We start from the raw sequence: 24,964 nt of genomic DNA, 5'->3' as shown, positions 1-24,964 counted from the left end.
GTCGGCGGCTTCGGCGGGTGTCTTGGGGGGATCCGCCCGGTTCCGAAGGGGCTTTTTCGACCGCCGCCCAGTATGCGGTATGAGTCTCAAGGTCGGCGCGCACGTCTCCATCGCCGGCGGCGTGGACAACGCCGTGGCGAATCAGGTCGAGGTCGGCGGCAACTGCGGACAGATATTCACCCACTCGCCGCAGGTGTGGCAGGACCCGAACATCGACGACGAGGAGGCCGAGCGCTTCCGCGAGGGCACCGAACGGGACATGGAAGGGCCGTGGGTGATCCACACCTCCTACCTCGTGAACCTCTGTACGCCGAAGGAGGGGCTCCGCGAGAAGTCGCTCGACTCGATGCAAAAGGAGGTCGACGCGGCCGACAAGCTGGGAATCCCGTACGTCAACGTCCACCTCGGCGCGCACACGGGCGCCGGGGTCGAGGGCGGCCTCGACAACGCCGCGTCGGTTATCGACGACCTCGACGTGCCCGAGGGCGTCACGATCCTGATCGAGAGCGACGCGGGCGCGGGGACGAAGCTCGGCGGCGAGTTCGAACACCTCGCGGGGATCATCGACCGCACGGAGACGGACATCGACGTCTGCGTCGACACCGCGCACGCGTTCGCGGCGGGCTACGACCTCTCGACGCCCGAGGCGGTCGACCAGACGATCGGGGAGTTTGACGACGTGGTCGGGTTAGACCACCTGGAGTACATTCACCTCAACGACTCGAAACACGAGTGCGGCACCAACAAGGACGAACACGCCCACATCGGCGAAGGGTACATCGGCGAGGCGGGGATGGAGCGGTTCCTCAACCACCCCGACCTGACGGACGTGCCGCTCGCCCTAGAGACGCCGACGGAGGACGGGAAGAGCTTCGCGTGGAACATCGACCGGGTGCGCGAGCTCCGTCAGGACTGAGGCCTGCTTGTTCCCGGCGGCGCCAAGTTCCTGTTTTCTCCGGGGACGCCGTCCGTCCGACGCGGATTTAAGTGATCCCGTGGTCGATCCACGGATATGCCCACCACGAAGGCGTTGCTCTTCGGACAGCGCCGCGACCGCGCGGTCGGGCTGGTGGTCGGGTTCGCCGGCGCCGTGACGCTCGCGCTCGTCGCCGCGTTCGTGGCCGAGTCCGCGGGCGCCACGACGGCGACGGCGCTGACCGACCGACTCCTGCCGCTGCTGGTGTTCTACGCGCCCGGGCCCCTCGCGGCCGCCGGGGCGTACGCGCGCTGCGGCGGGCCGGCGTGCCTGGCCGTCGGCGTCGTGCCAGCGCTCGTCCTCGGGGGGTTCGTCCTCCTCGGGACGCTCGTCGGCGTCCCCGGCGTCAACGGCGGGAACCCGGCGATCGGCGACGTGACGGTGAGCTTCGCCGCGATCGGGGTGACCAGCGCGTTCGTCGGCTACTGCGCCGGCGTGACCGCCGTCCTCGCCGCCGACGTGCTGGGGTTCGGGAGCGGCGACGGCGGCGAGGGCGACGAAGGGACCGACGCCGACGAGGAGTGAGAGGCCCGACGGCGAATCGGGCCCCGACCGATCTCCGGACGTTTATTTTCGCCCGCGACGAAGCGAGCCCGTGCGACGCTTCTCCGCCGAGTACCTCGAACACACCCGCCGCGGGATGTGGGAGGACGGCCGCGACGCGCTCGCTGATCTGGAGCTAACGAGCCGCGAGCGCGTCCTCGACGTCGGCTGCGGCACCGGGGAGCTGACGAGGGTGTTGGCCGCGGAGGCGGGGAAGGGAGCGGGCGGAACCCTCGCCACCGTGATCGGCGTCGACGCCGACCCAGAACTCCTCTCGGTCGCCCGCGAAGCGGAGCGGGAGGCGGACGCCGGCGCGCGGATCGACTACCTCGCGGGCGACGCGACGCGGCTCCCGGCCGGCGACGACGCGGTCGACCTCGCGGTCTGTCAGGCCCTCCTGATCAACCTCCCGGACCCGGCCGCGGCGGTCCGGGAACTCGCCCGCGTGTCTTCGGACCTCGTCGCCGCGGTCGAGCCGGACAACGCCGACGTGCGGGTGGCCTCGACGGTCGACGCCGAGGAGCGGTTGGAGCGCGAGGCCCGCGAGGCGTACGTCGACGGGGTGGACACCGACGTCGCGCTCGGCGACCGCGTGCGCGAGGCGTTCGACGCGGCCGGGCTGGTCGACGTGCGCACGCGGCGCTACGTCCACGAGAAGCGGACCGAGCCGCCGTACGCCGAGGCCGCGCTGCGGTCGGCGGCCCGGAAGGCCTCCGGCGCCGGGCTGGCCGACCACCGGGAGGAGCTGGTGGCGGCGACCTCGGAGCGCGCCTACGACGACCTCCGCGGGCGCTGGCGCGAGATGGGTCGTGAAGCGGTCGATCAGATGGAGGCGGGCGAGTACGAGCGCGTCGAGTACGTCCCCTTCGACGTGACCGTCGGACGAGTGGCGTGAGATAATGGAAGCGAATCGGAGCGTCCGCGTGGTCGTTTATAAATAGCGAGCGGTAGCGTCGGCAGCGTCGGAGACAGTTTATAAATGGATGACAGCGCTGCGGCGAACACCGCCAAAACCCCAGCCGCTCGACAATACGTGGTCGCTGCCGCGGGGAACACCGCCAAAGCCCCAGCCGCTCGACAATACGTGGTCGCTGCCGCGGAGAACACCGCCAAAGCCCCAGCCGCGAGGGCTCGGTGCGCTCGCTGCGGTCCTCGGCGCTCACTCCGTTCGCGCCTGCGGTCCTTGACGTCGCGCGCCTTCGCCCTCGCGGCTGCCCCTTTGAGTCCCGCCCAACCGCACAGCACCTCACGCCTCCCCAGCCTCGTCAGTCGCCTCCGCTTCGCTCCGGCGACTGACTCCCTCGCACGCGCTCCTCGCGGCCGCCAAGGGCGGCCGCTCGGAGGCGCGCGCCACCGCATCGAGTTCTACTTATAAATAGCGGCGCGGCGCGTCCGAATCACACCATGTCGCCGCGCACGGACGCTCCCTCCTGCTCGGCGCGCTGCTGTTTCAGCACGTCGGCGGCCTCATTCGCGGCGTCCTCGTCGGCGCCGAGCATCCCGAGCGCGGCGGGCAGCGTCGGCATCGCCAGCGAGGCCTCGCGGAGACGCTCGAACGCCTCGTCGTCGCGCTCGCCGTCCACCCAGAGGCAGACCCCGCGCGGGTCGAGCACCTCCTCATAGGCGTCGCGGGCGAGCGCCCCCTTCAGACGCTGGCGGACGTTGTCCTCGAAGCCCGCGTTACACACTTCGAGGTGGATCGGCTCGTCGTCGTCGACCAACTCGGCCGCGAGGCACTTCTCGGGCGCCGCGTACCCGTTGTCGCTCGTTCGCACGCGGTCCGGGTGCGCCTCGGCCCACTCGGCGTCGACCGTGGTGCCGACCCCTTTCACGCCGTACTCGGCCTCGAAGTCGGCGGCCGCGTCGCTGTCGCCGCCCATAATCACGTCCTTCGTCAGGTAGACGTCGAGGCGCTCGACCGGGTCGAGTCCGAGCGCGACGTCGCCGAACGCCCACACCTCGCGGACGGGCACCGGCATCGGCTCGCTCGCGACGCGGTCGACGAGCGACTCCAGACGGTCGACGGCCCGTTCGCGTTCCATTGGCGAGGCGTAGGCGGCGGGCGGGCAAACCGGTTACGCTCGGCCCCGCGGGCGCGGGAGCGCGTCGCCGCCGCTTACAGGTCGTCCAGCCGCGCCGCGACGTCGTCCCAGTGCCCGCCCTTCCAGAACCACTGCCCGCACTCGGTACAGCGCCACCCGGGCCGGTCCGAACCCACGTCGTCCGGGACGTAGTCGGGCGGATCGGTTGGAGCGGCGTTCGCCTCGGGGGCGCCGACGCGTTCGACGGGGCCGTTACACGAGCCGCACCGCGTCGGCTCGTCGGCGAGTTCGACGGGGAGGCCGGCCGCGTCGAGCTCGCGGAGCTGGTCGAGCACGTCGCGCTGGGTGAGGAGGACGGCCGCAGGCCGTGGGTCGGCGTCGGCCGTCGCGCTCGCGCGCTCCGCCAGCTCGCGATCGCGAGTGAGAAGCACCCGGTCCTCGGCCGCCGCGAGCGACAGGAGCCGGTCGTCGGCCTCGACCCCGCGGTCGAGCGCGTAGGCGGCGTCGTAGCCGCAGAGTCGGAGGTAGGTGGCGAGCTTCCCGCACATCACGTCGAGGAGGACCCGCGGACGGTCCTCGGTGGACGAGTCGGCGCCCGCGACCCCGTCGGGCGGGCCGGCGCCCCGTCGCTCCGTCATCTACAGCAGGAACGACCGCAGCCCGTTGAGCGAGCGCGCGTTGAGCACGTTTGACGTCTCGGCCCAGCCCCGTCGCGCCGTGTGGATCCCGTACCGGGCGTTGTCGAGCTCTCGGGGCGAGTGGGCGTCCGTGTTGATCGCGATCGTCGCCCCGGCCTCGATCGCGGCCCGGACGAACTCGCCGTCGGCGTCGAGCCGGGCCGGGTTCGCGTTCACCTCGATCGCGGTGCCCGACGCGGACGCCGCCGCCGCGATCGCCTCGACGTCCGGGTCGAGCCCGGGCCGTTCGTTGATGAGTCGGCCGGTCGGGTGGCCGAGGACGTCGACGTGCGGGTGTTCGACCGCGCGGACTAGCCGCTCGGTGGCCGCCTCCGAGTCCTGGCCGAGCGCGGCGTGCGGCGACGCGATGACCAGATCGAGGGCGGCGAGCGTCTCGTCGTCGGTCGAGAGCCCGCCATCGGCGTCGATGTTGGCCTCGATCCCGTGGAGGATCGGGATCTCGACCTCGTCGGCCGCCTCGGCGATCGCCGCGGCCTGCTCTTCGATGTCCGACTCGTCGAGGCCGACCCCGCCGACCATCCCCGGCCCGGTCGCGTGGTCGGTGACGACGTGGTAGTCGTAGCCGCGCTCCGCGGCCGCCCGAGCCATCTCGGCGATCGAGAAGCCGCCGTCGGACCAGTCGGTGTGGGTGTGGAGGTCGGCGCGGAGGTCGCCCGGCTCGACGAGGAACGGGAGCCGCCCCTCGGCGGCCGCGTCGACCTCGCCTCGGTCCTCGCGCAGCTCGGGCGGGATAGGGTCCAAGTCGAGCGCGCGGTAAACCTCCTCTTCGCTCTCGCCCGCGACGCGCTCGCCGGCGCGGGTGGCGTCCGGCTCCTCGGCCTCGGCGTCAGCCTCGTCGTCGACCTCGTCGCCGTTTTCGGCGTCGGCCGTCTCGCCCTCCACGTCGCTCACGTCGAAGAGGCCGTACTCGTTCAGCTTGAGCCCGCGGTCGATCGCCCGGTTGCGGACGGCGACGTTGTGCGCCCGCGACCCGGTGAAGTACTGGAGCGCGGCGCCGAACTCGTCGGGGTCGACGATCCGGAGGTCGACGCGGGTGCCGTCCGCGCGCACGCTCGCCTTCCCGGTGCCCGCTTCGATGGTCGCGTCCGCGGCGTCCCAGTCGGTGAACGCCTCGACGATCGGCTCGCGCGCCTCGCTCGCGACGAGCAGGTCGACGTCGCCGATGGTGGGTTTCCACCGCCGGATCGACCCGCACACCTCGGCGGCCTCGACGTCGTCGCGCTCGGCGAGGTAGGCGAGCGCGTCGTCGGCGACGGGGCGGGCGTCCCCGAGCCGAGTGCGCTCGCGGGACTCGCGGGCGAACGGAATGTTGTCGAGGATGTTCTGCTCCGTCTTGGCGCCGAAGCCCGACACCTCTTGAATCTCGCCCGCCTCCGCGGCGGCCTCCAGCTCGTCGAGGTCGCTGATTCCGAGCGCGTCGTACAGCGATCCGACCGTCTTCGGGCCGACGCCCTCGACCGCGGTCAGCCCGGCCATGTCGACGGGAAGCTCCTCGCGGAGCTCGGTCAGCTCCTCGATCTCGCCGGTCTCGACGTACTCGACGATCTTCGCCGCGATCGCGTCGCCGACGCGGTCGATCTCGGCGACCGCGTCCTCGCCATCGGCCGCGACCCCCTCGATCGGCGCGGGGTGCTCGCGGACGTTCTCGGCCGCTCGTCGGTAGGCGGTCGGCTTGTACTCGACGCCCGTCGCCTCGAGGAGGTCGGCGAACTCCTCCAGCCGCGTCGCGACCTCGTCGTTCCGGCTCATGACACGACCGTTCGACGGCGCGGCACTTATACCGCCGGCCGAACGCCCGACGGCCGGCGCGCGGCGACCCGCCGGGCGCTTATGCCGCCGGCGGCCGAACCCCGTCCCATGTCGACCGACGACCGCGGCGGAGACGGGCGCGACCCTGGCGACCGCGACGAGCGCAACGTGTTCGGCGGCGAACTGGCCCCCTGCGGCGACGATCCCGTCACGGGATACCTGCGCGACGGGCGCTGCCACGACGTCGAGGGCGACATCGGCGAGCACACGCTCTGTGCGGTCGTCACGGCCGAGTTTCTCGAGTACAGCCGGGCGCGCGGCAACGACCTGATCACCCCCCGTCCCGAGTTCGACTTCCCCGGGCTGGAGCCGGGCGACCGCTGGTGCCTCTGCGTCGGCCGGTGGGTGGAGGCCGCCGAGGCGGGGGTCGCCCCGCCGGTCGTCCTGGAGGCCACGAACGAGTCCGTGCTGCGGGCGGTCGACGCCGACCGGCTCCGAGAGCACGAGTTCGACCCGGAGGCGTTCGAACCCGGGAGCCTCGATTGAGCGTCGCGGGCGCCGCGGGAGGACCACCGAACCGTCACTCGGTCACCCAGAGCCCGGCGGCGACGACCGCCGCGAGCCCCATCGAGCCGGCGAGCAGCGCGAACGCGGGCCGGAACCCGACCGCGTCCGCGATGATGCCGACCGCGCTGGGCGCGAGCGCGCCGGCGCCCATCAGCAGCGTTCTGACGACGCCGAGCCCCCCGCCCGCGAGGCGCTCGGGGAGCAGCTCCATCAGGTACGCGCTGCGCACGGGCTGGAACCCGTGCGAGCCGAGCCCGAAGGCGGCGACGACGACGGCGGCCGCGACGGCGCCGAGTCCGAGGCTCGGGAGCGCGACGAGCGCGACGAGCGCCGCCGCCGCCAGCCCGAGCGTGCCGACCATCACGGGGAAGCGCCCGACGCGGTCGGAGAGGTCGCCGGTGACCAGCTGGACGAAGGTTACGGTGAACACGAGCGAGTAGAGGAGGTTCGCGGTCGACGTGGCGAGGTCGGCGGCCTCCGAGAGGTACAGCGGGAGGAACGCGACGAGGCCGTTGTGCGCGAACGAGAATCCCACGGTCACCAGCACGAACACCGAGAACCGCGGGTTCCGGAACAGTTTGAGGTACTCGCGCGTCGCCGGCGAGTCGTCGCCGTCGGCCTCGCTCCCGCCGGTCGCCGCGGGCGACCCGGAGAGCCGGACCGCGGTCGCGGCCGCGAGTCCGATCGCGAGGACGCCGGTGAGGAGGAACGGGGCGCGCCAGTCGGCCCCGGGCAAGCGTGCGAGGACGGCGGCGAGCGCGGGCGGCGCCGAGAGGACCGCCACGACGACCGCGGGCGCGGCCACCCCGCCCATCGCGCCGAGGGTGTCGTGCGCGCCGAGCATGCGCCCGGTGCGGGCCGGGTAGACGCGGGCGATCAGCCGCACCGAGACGGTCTTGTGGACGCCCGTCCCGGCGCCGACGACGAGCATCGCCGCGACGAGGACGGCGAAGGGGGCGTCGACGACGATGGCGAGCGACCCCGCGCCCGCGACGAGCGCGCCGGCGACGATCACGCGCACCGGGCCGAGCCGGTCCGCGAGCGCGCCGCTCGGGAACTGAAGGAGGGCGTACACGATCATGAAGCCGGTGAAGGCGGTCCCGACGGTGGCGTTGCTCACGCCGTAGGCGCCCCGGATCGACTCGAACAGCGGCGGGAAGAGGTAGCGGACGAACTTCCCGAGGAACCAGACGAGCGAGACGAGGACCAGGGCGTCGTACTCGCCGATCCGGTCGCGGTCCATCGCCGGAGCGTAGCCCGGTCACCCGTATAAAGGGCCTGAAGCGCTCGGGGGCTGCCGGTACGGATCGATCTTGACATCTCAGTTTCCGCGGTGGCGCGTGCCTGCGAGGCCGCCCTGCGGCCGAGCAGCACGCGCGAGGGACGCGGCGAACGCGAGCGGCGAAGCCGCGAGCGTGAGCCGCGAGGCTGGGGAGGCGTGAGGCTGCGGTGCTGTGCGGCGCGGGGTGGGACTCAAAGGGGCAGCCGGGAGGACGAAGACGGGGGACGTAAGGACCGCAGGAGCGAACGTAGTGAGCGACGAGGACCGCAGCGAGCCCATCGAGTCCTCCCGGCTGGGGCTTTGGAGGCGTTCTCCACCGATCCACCACCAGCCATTTATAAGCGGTTGGCTGGGGGAGGTTCGAGATTCAGTACGACGGGCACCACGCAGTCAAGAAGAACCGAGCAATCAGTTCCCGAACAGTATACTACTTAGAACGGCCCCTTGCCGCCGCCCATCATGTCGCCGAGGCCGCCGCCCTCGCCGCCCATCTTCTTCATCATGCGCTGCATGTCGCCCTCGCCCATCCCCTGGAACTGGCCGATCGTCTCCTCCATCATCGAGTGCTGCTCTAAGAGCTGCTGGACAGTCTCCTCGTCGGTGCCCGAGCCGCGGGCGATGCGCTCGACGCGGGACTGACCGACGACGCGGGGGTTCTCCAGCTCCTCCTCGGTCATCGAGTCCATGATGCGCTCGAAGCGGCGCATCCGGTCTTGGGTGACGTCCATCGCGTCGTCCGGGAGCTCGTCCATCATTCCGCCGCCGAGCCCGGGGATCATGTCCATCACCTGGTCGAGCGGCCCCATCTTGTTCATCGCGTCCATCTGCCGTTTCATGTCCTTCAGGGTGAACTCCCCTTTCAGCATATCCTCCGGGTCCCAGTCCTCGTCCTCCTCCTGGGTCTCCTGCATCGCGCGCTCGACGCGCTCGGAGAGCTGCTTCAGGTCGCCCATCCCGAGCAGCCGGGAGATGAATCCCGAGGGCTCGAACCGCTCGATGTCCTGCACCGTCTCCCCGGTGCCGAGGAAGGCGATGGAGGAGTCGGTCTCGTTGACCGCGGTGAGCGCGCCCCCACCCTTCGCCGTCCCGTCGAGCTTGGTGATCACGACGCCCTCGATGCCGATCGACTTCTCGAACTGGCGGGCCTGCTCCTTGGCGCCCTGGCCGATCGCGGCGTCGAGCACTAAGAGCGAACGGTCGGGGTCGACGACGCCCTCGATCTCTTCGATCTCGGCGATGAGGTCGTCTTCGAGCGCGTGCCGCCCCGCCGTGTCGACGATGTGGACGTCGGCGTCCTCGGTTTCTTCAAGGCCGGTGCGGGCGATGTCGACCGGATCGTCGTTGTCGGGGTTCCCGTAGAAGTCGACCTCCGCGCGCTCGCACATCTGCTTCGCCTGGTCGTACGCGCCCGGCCGGAACGTGTCGGTCTGGATGACCGCGGGGCGGAGCCCCTTCTTCGAGAACCACCAGGCCATCTTCGCCGCGGAGGTGGTCTTCCCCGACCCCTGGAGGCCGGCGAGGAGGATCGTCTGGTTTTCGAGGGGGAGCTCGGTGGAGTCGCCCACCAGCTCGACCATCTCCTCGTAGACGATCTTGAGGACGTGGTCCTTCGCGGTGGTGCCGCCCGGCGGCTCCTCTTCGAGCGCGCGGGACTTGATCGAGTCCGACAGCTCCATCACGAGGGAGACGTCGACGTCGGCGGAGAGGAGGGAGCGCTGGATCTCCTTGACGATCTCCTCGACGTCGCTCTCGGAGAGTCGGGACTTCCCCTGGAGCTTGTCGAGGCTGCTCCGCAGGGACGTGCCGAGGTCGTCGAGTACCATTTGCCGGAGCTAGGCGGGCGACGCGGTAAAGCTTTGTTCGTCGGCGGACGCTGATACGTTTCGAGAGTGTGGTCAGTGGAGAGTGTCTTCTTTGCCCTCGTCGGTTACTTATAAACAGCTGAGAACAGATCGACAGCAAACACCTCCGAAGCCCCAGCTGCTCGCTTATAAATGGTTGATTGCGGATCGGCCGTGAACACCTCCAAAGCCCCAGTCGCGAGGACGACGCACGCTCGTTGCGCTCCTCGTCACTCACTTCGTTCGTTCCTGCGGTGCTTACGTCGCCTGCGTCGTCCTCGCGACTGCCTCTTTGAGTCCCACCCCGCACCGCCCCGCACAGCGCCTCACACCTCCCCAGCCTCGCCGCTCACGCCCTTCGGGCGTTCGCGGCGTCCCTCGCGCGTGCTGCTCGGCCGCAAGGCGGCCTCGCAGGCACGCGCCGCCGCGGAATATTTATAAACCAAAGTCGATACCTCGACCCAGCGATTCTCGGCTATTCGCCCGCCTCAGACCTCCTCGGCGATGTACCGCTCGATCCGCCTCACGAGCTCCGGGCGGAACGTCCAGAACCCGTCCCAGACGTTCGGTTCCTCTTCGAGCGCGAGCAGCGCGACGTGGTCCCCGTCGCCGCCGTCCGGCGGCGTGTAAACGACGAACCACGACCGCTGATACGGGTAGGAAGTCCCGGTGTGGACGGTGAGCGGAAGCTCCGAGAGGGAGTCCGCGTCCCCGACGCCGTACACGTGGACGTCGACGTCGGTCCCGGCGACGCGCTCGTACACCGATCGGGTGCCGCGCTCGTCGTCGATCCGCGAGAGGCGCTGGAAGGAGGCGCGCAGTGTTCCCGTCCCGTGTTCGGCCGCGATCCGCTCTATCACGCGCGAGATGATGATGAGCAGGAGCTTCTCCTTGCTGGAGGCGGGGTAGCCGCGGACCCGGAACGGCACCTCGTCGAGCCCCTCGAACACGGCCGGGAGCGCCACCTCGTCGAGTTCGATGGCGCCGGTCTTGTAGAGGTCCGAGTTGATGAGCAGCACCGATTCGAGCAGCTCGTCGAGGGTCGAGCGCGCGACGACCGACCCGTCCTCGACGAGCGCGACCACGTCGTCGTCGTCCGCCGCGGTGTCGGCCTCGATCTCGCTGACCGAGACGGGCTGCCCCTCAAGCAGCGAGTCCAGCAGGTTTCGGACCGGGTCCGGCGACGACCGGTTCAGGAGGACGAGGTGCCGGTCCGGCGCCTCAAGCTCGTCGAAGAACGAGCGGAGCGATTCGGCCATACCGCTATTCCGGCCGAGCGAGACAAAGTCCTTACTCCCGACCGTGCCCGTCGACGAGCCGCGCGCCGGCGGCGTCGATCCGGCAGGCTTCGGGGTCGTAGCCCGCGTCGGAGAGCCCGGTCCCGAGGGCGAAGACCGTGCGGCCGAGCATCGCCATCGCGGCCTCGCCGCCGGCCGTCTCGACCGCATCGATCGCGTCGGCCACTTCGGGCACGAGCAGGTCCGCCTCGCGGGCGAACCCGCGAGCCGCGTCCAGCAGCGTCGGGAGTCGCGGGTCCGCGCGAAGGCGGTCGAGGGCGTCCTCCCCGGCCGCGGAGAGGGAGGCCGTGTCGCCGTCCAACACCGCCTCCGTCGACAGTTCGCCGAACGTGACGTACTCCACGCGCGCGGTCGCCGGGACGCCGTCGAGCGCGCCGACCCCCGGCGAGCCGGGTTCGAGCCGGACCGGGACCCCGCCGCGCGCCTGCGCAACTACGTCGCCGAGGCCGGTCCCGCGGCCGACCTCCGCGGCGTGGGCGATCCCGACGAGCTCGTTCTCGGAGCGGCCGCGGTCGAACGCGTCGTTCGCGGCGAGGGCGGCCCCCAGCGCCGCGGCGCCCGAGACGCCGAAGCCCGCGCCGATCGGGAGGTCGGTCTCGACCGCGACGTCGGCGCCGACCGCGTCCAGTTCGGCGAGGACATCGTCGACCGCGCCGATCGATCCGGGCTCGCCGTCGATGGTCGTCTCCCCCGCGCCGCCAGTCGTCGCTTCCGCGCCGCCAACGGCCGCGCCGCCCGTCGCCGCTTCCGCACCGCCGTCGACCGCGCCGCCCGTCGCCGACACCCGGACGGTCACGCCGTCAGTGAGCGTCACGCCCGCGCCGCGCGAGCCGGCGACCGCCGGGTCGTCGGCGGGGTGCGCGCTGAAGAAGGCGGTGACGTGGCCCGGGACGAACGCGGTCGCCCGCTGACTGCTCATGTGGCCGCCGACGAGCGGGCCGCGATTAACGGTTGTTATCCGGGGCGAGTCGGTCGGAGAGGCGACCGCCGCGCGACGGCGGCGACACCGCAGGCCTAAATACCGGCCGACCGAATCCCGGCCGTATGCGAAACCAGTTGCGCCCCCTCCTCGCCGCCCTGCTCGCGCTGGTGTTCCCGGGGCTCGGCCACGTCGCGTTGCGCCGGTGGGGACGGGCGCTGCTGTGGCACCTGACGATCGTCGGCGGCGGGGTCGCGCTGTTCACGCTGTACGACGTCGAACCGGTGGACCCCCTCGCCGACCCGACGGCGGTGTCGGCCGCGGTCCCGAGCGACGTGGCGCTCCCCATCGTGCTCCTCTCCGCGCTGTCGGCGCTCGACGCGTACCTCGTCGGGCGGGCGGACGCCGCCGAGCGGAACCGCGTCGACGCCGCCGCCGAGGCGATGCGGCGGCGGGCGGCGAACGCGGACGGCGACGACGGGCCGGGAAGCGGTCAGTCCCCGCCGGCCGCGGCCGTGGCTGCCGAAGACGGCGAGACGCTGGAAGTCACCTGTCCCAACTGCGGCAAGGAGGTCGACGCCGAGCTCGACTTCTGTCACTGGTGCACCGAGCCCCTCCCGTGGGCCGAGTCGGACGACCGGTGACGCCAACGACCCCCGGGCTACCGAGACAGCGTCCCCCGCAGTAGTTTCTCACCGCTGATAACTGAGAGCCAACTATCATATAACCCCGCCGAGACGGTTCGGATACGGACGCGAACGACGGACGGAACATGAGTCTGAATCCACGACGATACGACGTACGGGAGCTGCGCCGGATCGCGGACGCCCCGCGAGACGGTGCGGACGGAGCGCCTCGGGAGCGGGCGCTCCGGCGGCCGAACCGGAACCGAGCCGAGCAGGCGGCGCGCTCGGCCGCGTTCACGGAGCTGCTCCAGCGTCAGCGTGGTGCGCGGTTGAACGGCGATAGCGGTGAACGGCCGTACCTGACGGCGATCCCGGCGTCGCCCGCGGCGGAACGCGAGATCGGCGAGTGGCTCGGCTACCTCGTCGACGTCGGCGGCCACGTGCGGGGCCGGGACGCGCTGTCCTACTACGGCGAGATCGACTGGGTCGGCGACGACGCGGTCGCGGCGCTTTCGCGCCGGCTGGAGGGGTTCGACGCCCCGACGCGCGACCGGCCCTTCACGCCCGCGGACCACCGGATCAGCCTCGTCTCCATCGTCCGGATCGCTTCGTGTGCGAGTGACCAATGAGCGACGACGAATCCACGGACATCAACGAATCGGACGAATCGGCAGCGGTCGGCGTGAAACTCGGCAGCACCCGGACGGTACTCGACATCCCCGACGGTCGAGGCGGCCGCGAGCGCCACTCGATACTGACCTGCCTGGCGACCTACGAGGACGCCATCACCGGCGAGGAGAAGGTGCTGTTCGGCGAGGAGGCCGCGGTGGAGTACCCCGACCGCGTGCGCTTCATGCTGCGCTCGGGCCTCCCCGAAGACGACGACAGCGTCGCGGACGCCGAGCGCTTCTTCGAGGCGGTCGTGGACGCCCACGACGTGCCCGAGGATAGCGCGGTCGTCTACGCGGTGCCGACCATCGACAACGAGGCGGGCGTCGAGAACCTCAAGTCGGTGATCGAGGGCTCCTCGATCGGCGAGGTCGAGACGCGGAGCTACCCCGAGTCGCTGTGCGGGGCGATTCCCGCCTACGGCGACGACCTCGACGCGATCGACGAGGTGTTCGTCTCGGTGAACCTCGGCTCGACGACGATGGAGGCGTGCGCCTACCGGCGCGGCGAGCAGCTCTCGCCGTTCTCGACCGGCTCGGTGACGGGCAACGAGGTCGACCGCCGGATCGTCGCCGCCGTCGAGGAGGAGACCCAGGGCCGCGTCCACATCGACCGGACGACCGCTCGGGAGTACAAAGAGCAGCACAGCGACGTGTACGACTTCGAACCGTTCACCGACGTCGTCCAGCAGCCCGGCGGCGGGAGCCACGAGTTCACCGTCGACCGCGGCGTTCAGGAGCCGATCGACCGCTACATCGACGAGGCGGTCGACGTCGTCGCCAACGAGTTCCTCCCCGAGCTCGCGAACGACCACATGAAGCCCTACCAGCTGGCGCTCGGGCGCCCCCTCGCCGTCACCGGCGGCATGGCGTGCATCCCCGGCCTCACCGAGGAGTTCGAGAAGCGGCTCAGCGACGAGCTCGACCGCGACGTCGAGGTCGTCTCGCCCGACGAGCCCGCGCTCGCGGCCGCGGACGGCGCGGCGCGCATCGCGGCGCGACTCGTCTGAGCGGCGCACGAGCGGTTCGGGTTTTCTACCATTTTTAAATCCCACAGCCGCCGATCCGCGCTACGCTGATCGAGACCAACGCGGTGGCGCGTGCCTGCGAGGCCGCTCCGCGGCCGAGCAGCACGCGCGAGGTCGCCGGCGCTACGCGCCGGCTGCCAGAGGGACCCTCGGTCCCTCGCTGGAGTCGGCCGGCCGGAGCGAAGCGGAGGCCGGCCGACGAGGCTGGGGAGATGTGAGGTGTTGTGCGGAGCGGTGCGGGCGGGACTCAAAGGGGCAGCCGTGAGGGCGGCGCAGGCGTTCACGAGAGCGGAGCTCTCGTGAGCCAATCAGAACGCTCCGCGTTCTGATGACGACGCAAGCACCGCAGCGAAGGAACGGAGTGACTGAGCGAGGAGCGTGGTTCGAGGCGCCTTCGGCGTCTCGTCATCCCGAAAATCTGCGATTTTCGGGCGACAGCGAGCGTGCGCCGCCCTCACGGCTGGGGCTTTGGAGGTGTTCGCGGTCGATCTAGTATTAATTATTTATAAGTGATCTTCTAGGTCTTTGGCGGCGTTTGCCGCCGATTCGGGTCGCGTTAAGTTTGGCGTGAATTGTGGTAGACGGCGAAGGCTTCTAGCCAGTTTTGAGCTGTCTCTAGCGCGACATTGCTAAAACTATTCGCAAAAGATGATGTTCGGCGTTCTATTTCCCAAAAGACACGTTCGATAGCATTCCGATTTCCATGTCGAATGATTTGAAATCGATAGCCGTCTTTAGCGAGAACTGATCCAAGATAGTCTGCGTCATCGACGAGAAATTCCACGTTATCGAGCTGATAGCGCCGGTGGAGCTCGGTGAGAAACCATCGCGTCGTCTGTTTATTTGCGGTCGGATAGAGACTCACGTGAAGGATCTCGTTCGTCTGTGGGTCAACCGCGCCGTACAGCCAGAACTGCTGGCCGTGGAGTCGGATCATCTTTTCGTCAACCGCGAGTTGATCCTCTGAGACGGTCGAGATCGGCTGTAGATCAGCTTTATGAACCCAGTTATGGATCGCGACGTGACTCCGCTTGATCCCAAACAGTTCAAGATGTTTACTTACCTCCCAAAGTGACATATCGGCCAAGTGACAGCGGATCCCTACTTCAATCGCCCAGCGCGGAGTTCGATCTCGCTCCACAAACGACAAGTCGATCCACGTGATACGTTCGCTGAGGCGGTCGAATTCTGCCATAGACACTCAGAAATCGTCCGCCTCATCCTCTAACTTAACGCGACGCCGATTCGTTGTCAAATATTTATAAGGGGGAGACCCGCACATCGGCGGCGCTCACCCCGGATCCGCAATCGACTATTTACACGTCAAAGAGGCGCTCGGCGTCGTCAGCCTGGCGGCGGTAGATACCGCGTCCCTTCAGCCGCGGGACCTCGTGGCGGTAGAGCCGCTCCGCCTCGGTGTCGTACACGAGCGGGAAGACGTTTGTTCGCCGCTTCGCGACGGTGAAGTTTGCCATCGCGTCGAGCAGCGACGCGTCGGGATCCGAGGTCACGAACGTCACGTAGCCGATTGGAGTCGGCGCCTCGCCGCCGTCGGCGCGCCCGGGTCGGGGGTCGACGGTGTCGGCGAGCACGTCGCGCAGCGACGCCGCGGTCTCGGCGAGCGTCGCCGCGTCGATCCCGTCCCCCTCGGTATCGTCCGCCTCGACGAGCGTCGCCAACACCGCGACCTCCCCGAGCGTCTCGTCCGTCTCGCGGGCCGCCCACAGGCGCTCGAACGCGTCCGTCCGCTCGTCGACCGCCTCGAAGCCCTCTTCCCGCCGGTTCGCCGCGACCGCCGAGCGGTAGTCGGAGATGTCCATGGGACTTCCACGATCCGCATGGTAAAAAATCACACACATGATGGGCAGGTGGACCGTTTCCCGACAACAGGGCTATACGTTCCCCGGTGCTGTCGGACCTATGATATCGACGCGACGGCGCTACCTCCGCGGGGTCGGGGGCGCGAGCGCCGGCGGGCTCTTCGCGCTCGCCGGCTGTGCGTCGACCGACCCCCGCGACGGTTCGGACGACGACGGCAACGACTCCAGCGACGGCAACGGTTCCGACGACGACGGCCTCCCTGGATCCGGCGACAGCAGCGACGGCGAATGCGGCACAGACGCCGGCGACACGCGCCCCGAGGGGACCGGCGGGCCGGGCGTCTCGATCGTCGCCGTCGACGACGAGGTCGACCTCCCGATTCGGCCGGCCGTCGAGGTCGTCCGAGAGGCCGCGACGACAGAGCACCCGCCGCGGCTGCGCACGACGCTGACGAACACGGGCGACGAGCGGGTGCGGGTCGGCGAGGGGCGCGCCGCGCACTTCGAGTACGTCGCCGACGGCTGCGACGCGCTCACGCTCCTCCCGGCCGACGGCGAGTACCCCGCCGAGCCTGACTGCTGGCGACTCACGGACGCCATCGCGATCACCGAGGAGTACCGGACGTTCGCGCTCGACCCCGGCGAGTCGAGCGAGCGCCTCGTCGACCTGTACGCGACGCCCGGCGAGGACGCCTGCCTCCCGGTGGGCGAGTACCGGTTCGAGACGACGATCTCGGTCGTGTCCGAGGACGCCGAGCCGGAGTCGTCGGCGACGTGGGGGTTCGCCGTCGTGCTGGAGTGAGAGGCCCGCGACAGACAGCGCGTTGCGATTAAAATAGTCCCGGGCGGATTCGAACCGAAATCGGACGTGCTCGCTCGCTTCGCTCGCTGTGCGCGACCGATAGGGTTCGACTCCGTGGTCGGGACTATTCGTCCTCACTTCGTTCGGAGAATAGTCCCGGGCGGATTCGAACCGCCGTCAATGGCTGACTTCGGGCATCCGACGGGCGTTCCGGCAGAAACGCCCAACAGCCGCGCGTGAGCCGCAGACGCGGACGGATTCCCTCCAAAGGCCATTATGATTGGCCACTACACCACGGGACTGCGAGTCCGGCTAACCGGCGGGCACTCAAGTACGTTACTCTCCGCGGCGCGTCGAGGCCGTCTCTCCGCTACGCCCCCTCCTCGATCCGGTCGAACCGCGCCTCGAAGTTCTCCCGGCAGGAGCCACAACAGAAGTGGTACAGCGTCCCGTCGATCCGCGCCGACTCCCCCTCCGCGGTGACGGTGTTGCCGCACTCGACGCACTCGACCGCGAGGTCCGCGTCGCCGACCGCGGGCGACCACTCGTGGGCGTCGAGCGGGCGTACCGACAGCTCGGTCACGCTCTCCAGCCCGACCGCGTCGTCGACGAGGTCGCGGGCGGTCCCCTCCTCGACGCGTGCGACGACCGTCACCTCGCCGTCGGCGGTGAGGAACGCGTGTTCGACGCGCTCGTGGCCCGCGACCGCCTCGTGGACGCGCTCGGCGTCCGCGGGCGCGACCGAGAGCGTCGCGAGGACCCGCAGCCCGTCGGAGAGCGCGTCGCCGTCGATCCGGAGCGTGAACCCCTCGATCACCCCGATCTCGCGGAGCCGGTCGACGCGGTCCGACACCGCGGGCGCCGACAGGTCCACGCGCTCGGCGATGTCGCTGTACGGCCGCCTGGCGTCGGCCAGCAGCAGCCGGATGATCTCTCGGTCCGTCTCGTCGAGCGTGCGCATGGCCGGGCGTTCGACCGGCGCGGGCAAAAGGCGTCCGGGGGAATCGGATCGGCGGAAACGCTCCCGGAACCGGCCGCCCACGGGGGCGACGGAAAGGCAGTTGTGTCCGCGGCGCTAACGGGCGCGCATGACGACGATAGACGTCGACGGCATGTCGTGTACGGGCTGTGAGGACAACGTGACCGACGCGCTCGGCGAACTGCCGGGCGTCGAGTCCGCGAGCGCCGACCACGAGGCGGGCACCGCGACCGTCGAGGGCGACGTGGACGTCGACGCCGTGGTGGCCGCCATCGAGGACGCCGGCTACGAGGCGTCCGCGTAAGCGAATCGCCGGACCTTTTTAAACTGAACGCGCTCGCGGGGACATGGACACCGTACTCGTGACGGGCAGCGCCGGCGGCGTCGGCGCGTGGACGGTCGACGCGCTCGCCGACGCGGACCGAGAGGTGGTCGCCGTCGACCGCCGAACGCCCCCGAGCGACGAGCGCCGCGACGACGTCGACTACAAGGAAGCGGACCTCACCGACTACGGCGAGACGTGGCAGGTAGTCGACGCCGCCGCGCCCGACGCGGTCGTCCACCTCGCCGCGATCCCGCACCCCGAGGACCACGCCGGCTCGCGGGTGTTCGCGAACAACGTCGAGAGCGCGTACAACGTCTTCGACGCCGCCGGCGCCGCGGGCGCCCGCATCGTTTGGGCGTCGAGCGAGAGCCTCTACGGCACCGTCTTCGCCGCGGACGACTGGCTGCCCGACCGCCTCCCGATCGACGAGGAGACGCCGACGGAACCCGAGGACCCGTACGGTCGAAGGTCGTCGGCGAGGAGGTCGCGGCCGCCGCCGCACGCCGACACGGCGTCCCGACGGTCTCGCTGCGCCTCTCGTGGGTCACGTTCCCGGGCGACGAGCGGCGCCGCGAGGCCCGGGAGACGTTCAACCCCGCGACCGCGGAGCCGAGCGGCAACTGCTGGTCGTCCGTCGACATCCGCGACGTCGTCGCCGCAATCGAGGCCGCGATCGACCCCGAGACCGCGATCGAGGGCCACGAGGCGGTGCTGATCGTCGCCGCGGAGAACTTCCTCGGCCGCGACACCGCCGCGACGATCGAGGCGGTCCACGGCGACCTCCCCGCCGACTGCGACCTCGACGGCGACGAGTCCGTCTTCGACTGCTCGAAGGCGAAGCGCCTGCTCGGGTGGGAGCCAGCGCACTCGTGGCGCGACGCGGAAGCGAACGGTCGCGAGGCCGACAGCGGCTGAACAGCGGTTCGGAGAATCCGTCGCGGCCGAGCGGGTCAGGACCTATCCTCGTCCTGTTCGTCCTGTTCGTCCGGTCCGTCCGCGTCATCTCCCGTCGGTCGGGAGTCCGACTCCCGGGCGTCCGCCTCCTCGGGCACGTCGATGTCGGTAGCACCGGTCTCGTCGTCCGCGGTCGTCGGCGCTGGCGGGCGGTAGGTGTAGACGAACTCGCCGGCGACCGCGTGGAACGCGCCGGTCTCGGGGTCCTCCACGACGCCGGTGTCGTTGTCTATCGCGAAGTCGACGAGGTCGCGAAGCGACTCCGCCTCGGCGGTCGGGCGCTCGTGGACCGACGCCGGGAGCCGGAACGTCGTGATCCACTCCGCGAACTCCGAGCGGTCGTCGCGGTACGAGAGGTACTCGCGCTCCGCCGGCGTGAGCGCGAGGTCGTACTCCCGCGTCGCATACCCGATCCCGCCGGCGCCGACGAGGCCGACGAGCAAGAGGAGCGGCCCGCCGAACGACCGGAGCACGCCGTACTCGCGCTCGACGGTCACCTGTTCGCTTCGGTCGGTCGTGTCGGACTGGACGCCGGGCTCGTCGACGGAGTAGGTGTCGCCGCCGTGGGTGACCGTCATGTCGAGTGTCTGCGTCGACGCCGTCGGGACGCCGCCGATCGACCCGTCGACGGCCACCTCGGTCGTGACGAACGTCTCCGTCTCGCCGGGGGATGCGCCGAGCTCTTCTTCGATCGACGCCACCCGCTCGTCTATCGCCGTGCTGTTGAGCGCGAACGAGGCGTTCACCGTCTCGCCGGGCGGGACGTTCGAGACCGTCTCCGATGCGAGCGGCTCCGTCTCGCTCCAGTAGACGGTCCCCTCCTCGCCGACGTTCCGGATCACGAGTACGGAGTCCACCTCGACGGTCACGTTCTCGGCGGTCGACGCCGCGTAGCTCGTCGCCACGTCCACGTCGAGCTCCGGCGCGACCCGCGTGAAGTACGTGTCGCGCCCGTCGAGCACCCTGCCGGTCTCGAAGACCGCGTTCGGCTCCGTCACCGTCGCGCTGTGGCGGTACTCGCTCTCGACGGTGAGCGACGAGACCGTCCGGCTCTCCGTCTCCGTGCCGGGGTCGACGTGCGTCGTGTACGCGAGCCCCGCCCCGACCGCGACGAGGAGGAGACAGACGACGAGGATCGCGGTGGACTGTGCGTTCAGGACGGCGCGGAGTCGGAGTCGGCGTTCGTTGGGAGCGTCTTCGGACATGTGTCACCTGTAGAACTCGCGGAGGAGTCGCTTGTAGAGCGGGGGGCGCTCGCGGGAGCCGCGCGACCGGATCCGGGCGGGCTCGCCGCGCAACAGCAGCAGTCCGATCGCGACGATGCCACCGCCGAGCAGGCCGTTTATCGCGACGAGCGGCGCCCACGGGTGGACCCCGTACAGCTCGTCGACGACCCCGGGCGGCAGCACGGCGAGGTAGCGGTGTTCAGCGACGAACAGGCGGTAGTACCCCGTCTCGTCGGGCGCCGACAGCGTCACCGTCGTCGACGCCTCGCCGCGGCTCGCCACCGAGAGCCGCTGCGGGTCGACGTCGACGCCCGGGCTGGCCGGCGTGACGTACGCGTACACCGGGACGAGTCCGGCGTTGGGGACGACGTACTCGAGCTCCTGGCTCGTGCCGCTCTCGATGACGGTCGGGTTCTCCGACTCGAACTCGGCGCTCACGACGCCGTACTCCTGCGTTCCGGCCGGGACGACCATCGCGGCGGTGGCCGTCGCCATCAGCACCAGCGCGAGCACGCCGAGGATCGCGAACACGGAGGTGCCGTCGTCACGGGAGCGGTCGCGCGACTCGCGGTCGCGCGAGCCGGCGTTGAGGTACCAGTCGACCGCGTACGCGACCATCGACAGCCCGAAGACGATGTACGCGAGCCCCTGTGTCCCCTGGAACGAGCGGACGCCGAACGTGACCGCGAGCCACGTCTGGAGGGACTGTAACGCGGACTGGAAGCCCATGGCGGCGGTTCCCAGGTGGGGGATCACGACGACGCCACCGCCGATCTGGAGCGCCTTCGCGACGATCTGCGCGTCCTGAACGACCGGCTCACCGCCGTCCTGATCGGTGAAGGGGTTGTTGTCCCCGCGGGTGATGTACCCGCGTTCGGTCTCCTCGACGACTCGGTGGGTCGTGAGGCCGCCGCCCTGGATCTCCTGGGCCTCGAACGTCACGACGTCGCCCGGGCCGATCCCGCCGGCGAGCTGTGCGGGGATCGCCACGAACCCGTCGCCGGGGGCAAGCGTCGGCTGCATGCTCCCGGTCTCGACGTAGCTGAGGAGGATCGGCTGTCCGAGGAACTGGCCGACGACGAGCGAGACGACGACCAGCACCGCGGCCGCCTGAAGGGCCACGGACAGCGTTCGTTTGATGGACATGGTGTCGGTCTCGGGTCGGTATCGGGTCGGCGACGTTTTCGGGGCAGCGGCGTTCTCGGGACAGCGGCGATCCGGGGCGGCCACCGCGGCGAAGCGGTTCCTGTCGCCCGAGCGTCAGGTAGCCGTCGATCGCTGAACGGCGGCGGGCCCTAATAAGTTCGTGGGTGGAGGCGAATCCGGGGGTCGCCGGTGGACTCACTCGTCGAAGGCGCCGCCCGCGAGCAGCGCGAAGGGGCCGATAAAGCCGAGACAGAACCCCAGGAAGTGGACGTAGAGGTTCACGACGCTGCCGTCGCCGGCGGGGTCGGCAGGGAACCCGACGACCGGGTAGCCGACGGCCACAACCGCGCCGACGGCGAGCAGGTCGCCGTAGCCCGGACGCGACGCGACCGACTTCGCGCGGGCTCGGACCGACCGCGGGGGCCGCACCCCGCTGCTGGCCGCGTACAGCAGCGCGAGGAGCGCGCCCGCGATCCCGATGGCCAGCCCAGCCAGCCCGATACCCTCGGTCGAGACGGGCAGCGCGAGGAGCGCGATCCACCCGACGAGCGCGAAGAAGACCGCGGGCAGCGCGGCGATCGACGCCGCAGGCGCGAACCGCTCGCGGGCGTAGCAGTACCACAGGATCGGGAGCAGTCCGGCGAACGCCATGTTGACGCCGGAGAACCCGAAGCCGATCGCGTCCCGCGGGACGGCGAGGTTCAGCGCGGAGAGCGCGAACGGGAAGGCGAGGAGGAAGGCCGCGAGCGCCGTGAAAAAGAGGCGCCGGCGCCCGCTCAGAACCGCGAGCGCGTAGCCGACCCCGGCGAGGAGCCCGTACCCGACGAGGTTCCCGAGGAGGTGGTCGGCGCCGAGGTGGACGTAGTGGGCCGTGAACGCCGACAGCAGCGTCGGGTCAGTGTAGGCGAACGCGAGCGAGCGCCGGGTCGCTTCCGGCAGCGCGAAGACCGCGAGCAGGACCGCCGGTACCGCGAGTAGGGCGAGCAGGTCGATCGTTCGGACGCTCGCGAGCAGTTCGTGGCGGAACGCGCGGTCCGCGTGCCGGTCGGCGGCGTCGGCGGGGTCGCGCTCGTCTGTCGCGGGCGTCGTCACGGACAGAAAGATGTCGACCAGCGGTTAAGAACTGTCGGGGCGCGCCTCGGGAGCGCCGATCGGCGAGCGTCGCTCGCCGACCGAGACGGCGGTCGCCCGGAGGCCGCGCGGCTCACGAGCGCGGCATCCGGCGGAACAGCACGACGGTGGCCGCGGCGATCGCGAGGGCGGCGAGCAGCCCGCCGAGCTGGATGAATTCGATCCCGAACGGCTCTTCCGGGGGCCCGGTAACAGTGGCGGACTCGTCAGTGCCGACATTCGACTCGTCGCCCGATCCCCCCGCATCGTCGCTCGCTGGGTCGCCGACGAGCAGCGTCCCGACGGCGGTCCCGTCGACCGCGAGGTCGTAGGCGCCGGCGGTCTCGAAGGTCGAGTCGAACGCGACCGTCGCCGTCTCGTTCGGTTCGAGCGTCACCGTCTCGTTCGCGATCGGGGTGCCGTTTGCCGTCAGCGTCACCGCACGCTCGCCCGCCGCGCCGCCTCCGTTCCGCAGGGTCGTCCGGACCGTGACGTTCTCGCCGGGCTCGATCGCCTCGGGAGAGAGCGTCGCCTCGGTCACGTCGTACCGGGGGGCGTGCGCCGCGACCGCGAACGTCGACGACAGGTCGGTCGTCGCGCGGAAGTGGACGCGGTCCTCGGGGAGTCCGAGGATATCGACGACCTCCTCGTCGACGATCTCGACCGACACCTCCTCCCAGTCGCCCGCGTCCGTCTGCCGGTAGAGCGTCACGTCCTCGGGGTCGGTCCCGGTCTCGTTGAGGTACGCCGGGTCCGCGCTGAACCGGATCGTCGTCGCGTCGACCGCGTCGGGCGCGAAGTCGTAGTCGAGCGAGAGGTACCCGACCGGGCGCGGGCGCGTCGGCGCGGTCAGCGCGCTCTCGTTCGCGAAGGGGTCCGGACTCCCCGCGGCGTTCAGTTCGACGCGCTCGTTCCGGACGCCTTCCAAGTCGATCCCTTCGAGCGTCACGTCGTCGCCGGCGAGTTCCATTCCCTCGGCGAGGAACCGGACCCCCTCGCCGCGCCCGATGCCGCTCGCGACGAACTCGCGGCGGTCCGCGCTCGGCGAAGTGACCGTCGTGGTCGGGCCGCCGTCGCCGGTCTGCTGTGTCGACGCGCCCGTTCCCCCGACCTCGTCCGGCTCCGCGATCCTCGCCTCGATCGAGAACTCGTCGGCGCCCAGCTGCGTCCCGGCGGCCTTCCCGCGCGTGTCGAGTTCGAGGCCGACCGTGACGGTCTCGTTCGGCGCGAGCGTGACGTTGTTCGCCTCGCCCTCGATCGAGTCGCCGTCGGCGACGAAGGTGACGTTCTCGCTTGCGTAGTCGATCCAGACGTGCGCGTACTCGTCGGCCGTGTACGTGACCGTGAACACGTCGTCGATCGTCCCGGTCGTTCCGACGTTCACACCCTCGAAGGAGGGGTCCTTGATGTTCGGGTTCGACGCCGAGACGTCGATCGCGATCTCGTCGTCGTCGTTCAAGTAGGCGTATTTCCCGTTCGGGCCGTCGGCCGGCTGGATCGCGAGGTCGCCGTCGGCGACGGTGTCAGCCGGGCCGTCGACCACCGCCGCACCCGTGGCGAACGCGAGGGACCCTGCGGCTACGAGGAGGAGGGCGAGGGTCAGGGTGCGACGGGTAGTTGACATATGTTGGTTCTATGGATGGAATGAGACACGGGAGTATAATTATACCGTACTTGAAAACACTGAAGGGATTGATTGAATCGGGAAATCCCCCTATCTAGGGAATACCTATATAAAATAAATAATATTATTTCTATATTAAATACTGGTACATGTAAACCGAGAGATGCCCGACTACGTGTCGGGCAGATCAGCGATGATGGTCAGCGTCTCGCTGAAGTCACCGATTTCCGCGTCGTGAGTTCGAATACGAAACCCTACATCAACGAAGTCCCCGACAGTAAGTTCAGCCGGATCGTCTCGGAGCGCTGTGTTCTCAGTGCTATCGACATCGAAGAGTTCGATCTCCAGACCGGAGTCGGTGTTCTGCTTCGAGTAGACCGCCACCGGTTGCGTCCCTCTATTTTCGATACGTGCTAAACCGGCTTCGGCATCGTCTCCGCTGTCTCGACTGAATTCGTACACCGAGTCGACTCCGAGACCGAGGTCCGGGTTACTGATCCGTCTCCCCGTTCCGGGGAAACTAAACGAGACTGTGTCTCCATCACTCCAACTTCGTCCACTGAACCCATCCCCACTGTCACCGCGGTCTGAAAGCGCTAATAGGGCTTCGTCGTCATCGGCAGTTTCGATCGTAACTGTTCGCTCCGCACTAACCGTCGTGAACGCACCTGAACCTACGGCGAGGACGCTTGCCGCAGCCCCACCGAAACCGGCGATAACGGTGCGTCGCTTCATTTGTCT

The 24,964-nt window shown here is 69.8% G+C and carries 24 protein-coding genes, 1 tRNA gene and 1 pseudogene; 10 read left to right on the top strand and 16 right to left on the bottom strand.

The window, feature by feature from the left end; translation table 11 throughout:
• Nucleotides 1-79: 79 nt before the first annotated feature.
• The 3 genes from ACOZ35_RS15490 (at nucleotide 80) to ACOZ35_RS15480 (ending at nucleotide 2,414) form a co-directional block, all read left to right on the top strand.
• The gene (locus tag ACOZ35_RS15490; protein WP_424014399.1) at nucleotides 80-916 is read left to right on the top strand and encodes a deoxyribonuclease IV; all 837 of its coding nucleotides are present in this window, start codon (nucleotides 80-82) and stop codon (nucleotides 914-916) included.
• Between the two features lie 96 nt (nucleotides 917-1,012).
• Nucleotides 1,013-1,501, top strand: a complete 489-nt coding sequence (locus tag ACOZ35_RS15485) for a hypothetical protein (protein ID WP_424014398.1) — start codon at nucleotides 1,013-1,015, stop codon at nucleotides 1,499-1,501.
• A gap of 70 nt (nucleotides 1,502-1,571) precedes the next feature.
• Nucleotides 1,572-2,414, top strand: a complete 843-nt coding sequence (locus ACOZ35_RS15480; protein ID WP_424014397.1) for a class I SAM-dependent methyltransferase — start codon at nucleotides 1,572-1,574, stop codon at nucleotides 2,412-2,414.
• A 502-nt stretch (nucleotides 2,415-2,916) separates the two neighbouring features.
• On the opposite strand, the gene ACOZ35_RS15475 is transcribed toward ACOZ35_RS15480, so the two are convergent.
• From ACOZ35_RS15475 to ACOZ35_RS15465, 3 genes are all read right to left on the bottom strand, one after another.
• Nucleotides 2,917-3,561, bottom strand: a complete 645-nt coding sequence (locus ACOZ35_RS15475) for a DUF7095 family protein (protein ID WP_424014396.1) — start codon at nucleotides 3,559-3,561, stop codon at nucleotides 2,917-2,919.
• 74 nt (nucleotides 3,562-3,635) lie between these two features.
• Nucleotides 3,636-4,199, bottom strand: a complete 564-nt coding sequence (locus ACOZ35_RS15470) for a Mut7-C RNAse domain-containing protein (RefSeq protein WP_424014395.1) — start codon at nucleotides 4,197-4,199, stop codon at nucleotides 3,636-3,638.
• Nucleotides 4,200-6,008 carry a helix-hairpin-helix domain-containing protein gene (locus ACOZ35_RS15465; RefSeq protein ID WP_424014394.1) on the bottom strand — a complete coding sequence of 603 codons (1,809 nt, stop codon included), beginning with the start codon at nucleotides 6,006-6,008 and terminating at the stop codon, nucleotides 4,200-4,202. It abuts the gene before it with no gap.
• A 108-nt stretch (nucleotides 6,009-6,116) separates the two neighbouring features.
• Here ACOZ35_RS15465 and ACOZ35_RS15460 point away from each other — a divergent pair, with 108 nt between their 5' ends.
• Entirely contained in the window at nucleotides 6,117-6,554 is a 438-nt protein-coding gene (locus ACOZ35_RS15460; protein ID WP_424014393.1) for a DUF2237 family protein, read from the top strand.
• A 34-nt stretch (nucleotides 6,555-6,588) separates the two neighbouring features.
• Here the strand turns inward: ACOZ35_RS15460 and ACOZ35_RS15455 are convergent, their stop codons facing one another.
• The 4 genes from ACOZ35_RS15455 to ACOZ35_RS15440 form a co-directional block, all read right to left on the bottom strand.
• Nucleotides 6,589-7,818, bottom strand: a complete 1,230-nt coding sequence (locus ACOZ35_RS15455; RefSeq protein ID WP_424014392.1) for an MFS transporter — start codon at nucleotides 7,816-7,818, stop codon at nucleotides 6,589-6,591.
• A gap of 470 nt (nucleotides 7,819-8,288) precedes the next feature.
• Entirely contained in the window at nucleotides 8,289-9,680 is a 1,392-nt protein-coding gene (locus ACOZ35_RS15450; RefSeq protein WP_424014391.1) for a signal recognition particle protein Srp54, read from the bottom strand.
• Nucleotides 9,681-10,186: 506 nt separating this feature from the next.
• Nucleotides 10,187-10,957 (bottom strand): DICT sensory domain-containing protein, encoded by a 771-nt coding sequence (locus tag ACOZ35_RS15445; protein ID WP_424014390.1) that lies wholly within the window; start codon nucleotides 10,955-10,957, stop codon nucleotides 10,187-10,189.
• Between the two features lie 31 nt (nucleotides 10,958-10,988).
• Nucleotides 10,989-11,915 carry a pantoate kinase gene (locus ACOZ35_RS15440; protein WP_424014389.1) on the bottom strand — a complete coding sequence of 309 codons (927 nt, stop codon included), beginning with the start codon at nucleotides 11,913-11,915 and terminating at the stop codon, nucleotides 10,989-10,991.
• A gap of 125 nt (nucleotides 11,916-12,040) precedes the next feature.
• On the opposite strand from ACOZ35_RS15440, the gene ACOZ35_RS15435 reads away from it, so the two are divergent.
• The 3 genes from ACOZ35_RS15435 to ACOZ35_RS15425 all read left to right on the top strand — a co-directional run bounded on the left by ACOZ35_RS15435 (nucleotide 12,041) and on the right by ACOZ35_RS15425 (nucleotide 14,219).
• Nucleotides 12,041-12,559, top strand: coding sequence for a DUF7575 domain-containing protein (locus tag ACOZ35_RS15435; RefSeq protein WP_424014388.1), 519 nt, complete (start codon nucleotides 12,041-12,043; stop codon nucleotides 12,557-12,559).
• 128 nt (nucleotides 12,560-12,687) lie between these two features.
• Nucleotides 12,688-13,170, top strand: a complete 483-nt coding sequence (locus ACOZ35_RS15430) for a FlaD/FlaE family flagellar protein (RefSeq protein WP_424014387.1) — start codon at nucleotides 12,688-12,690, stop codon at nucleotides 13,168-13,170.
• The gene (locus ACOZ35_RS15425) at nucleotides 13,167-14,219 is read left to right on the top strand and encodes a hypothetical protein (protein ID WP_424014386.1); all 1,053 of its coding nucleotides are present in this window, start codon (nucleotides 13,167-13,169) and stop codon (nucleotides 14,217-14,219) included. Before ACOZ35_RS15430 ends, ACOZ35_RS15425 begins: the two co-directional genes overlap by 4 nt.
• Nucleotides 14,220-14,793: 574 nt before the next feature.
• Here ACOZ35_RS15425 and ACOZ35_RS15420 read toward each other — a convergent pair.
• A complete protein-coding gene (locus tag ACOZ35_RS15420; RefSeq protein ID WP_424014385.1) occupies nucleotides 14,794-15,432 on the bottom strand; it encodes an IS6 family transposase in 639 nt (212 codons plus the stop codon).
• Nucleotides 15,433-15,553: 121 nt separating this feature from the next.
• The gene (locus tag ACOZ35_RS15415; RefSeq protein WP_424014384.1) at nucleotides 15,554-16,057 is read right to left on the bottom strand and encodes a hypothetical protein; all 504 of its coding nucleotides are present in this window, start codon (nucleotides 16,055-16,057) and stop codon (nucleotides 15,554-15,556) included.
• Nucleotides 16,058-16,157: 100 nt separating this feature from the next.
• Between ACOZ35_RS15415 and ACOZ35_RS15410 the strand changes: the two genes are divergently transcribed.
• Nucleotides 16,158-16,859: a hypothetical protein gene (locus tag ACOZ35_RS15410; protein ID WP_424014383.1), complete on the top strand. Its 702-nt coding sequence runs from the start codon at nucleotides 16,158-16,160 to the stop codon at nucleotides 16,857-16,859.
• Between the two features lie 151 nt (nucleotides 16,860-17,010).
• Here ACOZ35_RS15410 and ACOZ35_RS15405 read toward each other — a convergent pair.
• Nucleotides 17,011-17,161: transfer RNA gene (locus tag ACOZ35_RS15405), tRNA-Gln, on the bottom strand.
• A 68-nt stretch (nucleotides 17,162-17,229) separates the two neighbouring features.
• Nucleotides 17,230-17,820, bottom strand: coding sequence for an AsnC family transcriptional regulator (locus ACOZ35_RS15400; protein ID WP_424014382.1), 591 nt, complete (start codon nucleotides 17,818-17,820; stop codon nucleotides 17,230-17,232).
• A gap of 127 nt (nucleotides 17,821-17,947) precedes the next feature.
• On the opposite strand from ACOZ35_RS15400, the gene ACOZ35_RS15395 reads away from it, so the two are divergent.
• Both ACOZ35_RS15395 and ACOZ35_RS15390 read left to right on the top strand, forming a co-directional pair.
• Nucleotides 17,948-18,142, top strand: a complete 195-nt coding sequence (locus ACOZ35_RS15395; RefSeq protein WP_007344879.1) for a heavy-metal-associated domain-containing protein — start codon at nucleotides 17,948-17,950, stop codon at nucleotides 18,140-18,142.
• A gap of 43 nt (nucleotides 18,143-18,185) precedes the next feature.
• Nucleotides 18,186-19,078, top strand: a pseudogene (locus tag ACOZ35_RS15390) (NAD-dependent epimerase/dehydratase family protein).
• 35 nt (nucleotides 19,079-19,113) lie between these two features.
• Here ACOZ35_RS15390 and ACOZ35_RS15385 read toward each other — a convergent pair.
• From ACOZ35_RS15385 to ACOZ35_RS15365, 5 genes are all read right to left on the bottom strand, one after another.
• On the bottom strand, nucleotides 19,114-20,322 hold the full coding sequence (locus ACOZ35_RS15385; RefSeq protein WP_424014381.1) for a DUF5305 domain-containing protein: 1,209 nt from the start codon (nucleotides 20,320-20,322) through the stop codon (nucleotides 19,114-19,116).
• Nucleotides 20,323-20,325: 3 nt separating this feature from the next.
• Nucleotides 20,326-21,489 (bottom strand): signal peptidase I, encoded by a 1,164-nt coding sequence (locus tag ACOZ35_RS15380; RefSeq protein WP_424014380.1) that lies wholly within the window; start codon nucleotides 21,487-21,489, stop codon nucleotides 20,326-20,328.
• A 195-nt stretch (nucleotides 21,490-21,684) separates the two neighbouring features.
• Nucleotides 21,685-22,581 carry a hypothetical protein gene (locus ACOZ35_RS15375; protein WP_424014379.1) on the bottom strand — a complete coding sequence of 299 codons (897 nt, stop codon included), beginning with the start codon at nucleotides 22,579-22,581 and terminating at the stop codon, nucleotides 21,685-21,687.
• A 112-nt stretch (nucleotides 22,582-22,693) separates the two neighbouring features.
• Nucleotides 22,694-24,223 carry a CARDB domain-containing protein gene (locus ACOZ35_RS15370; protein WP_424014378.1) on the bottom strand — a complete coding sequence of 510 codons (1,530 nt, stop codon included), beginning with the start codon at nucleotides 24,221-24,223 and terminating at the stop codon, nucleotides 22,694-22,696.
• Nucleotides 24,224-24,394: 171 nt separating this feature from the next.
• Nucleotides 24,395-24,958, bottom strand: coding sequence for a hypothetical protein (locus ACOZ35_RS15365; RefSeq protein WP_424014377.1), 564 nt, complete (start codon nucleotides 24,956-24,958; stop codon nucleotides 24,395-24,397).
• Nucleotides 24,959-24,964: the final 6 nt, after the last annotated feature.

Source organism: Halorubrum xinjiangense (assembly GCF_049604745.1).
GTDB classification, from domain to species: domain Archaea; phylum Halobacteriota; class Halobacteria; order Halobacteriales; family Haloferacaceae; genus Halorubrum; species Halorubrum xinjiangense_A.
This window is presented reverse-complemented; position numbering and strand designations above follow the sequence as displayed.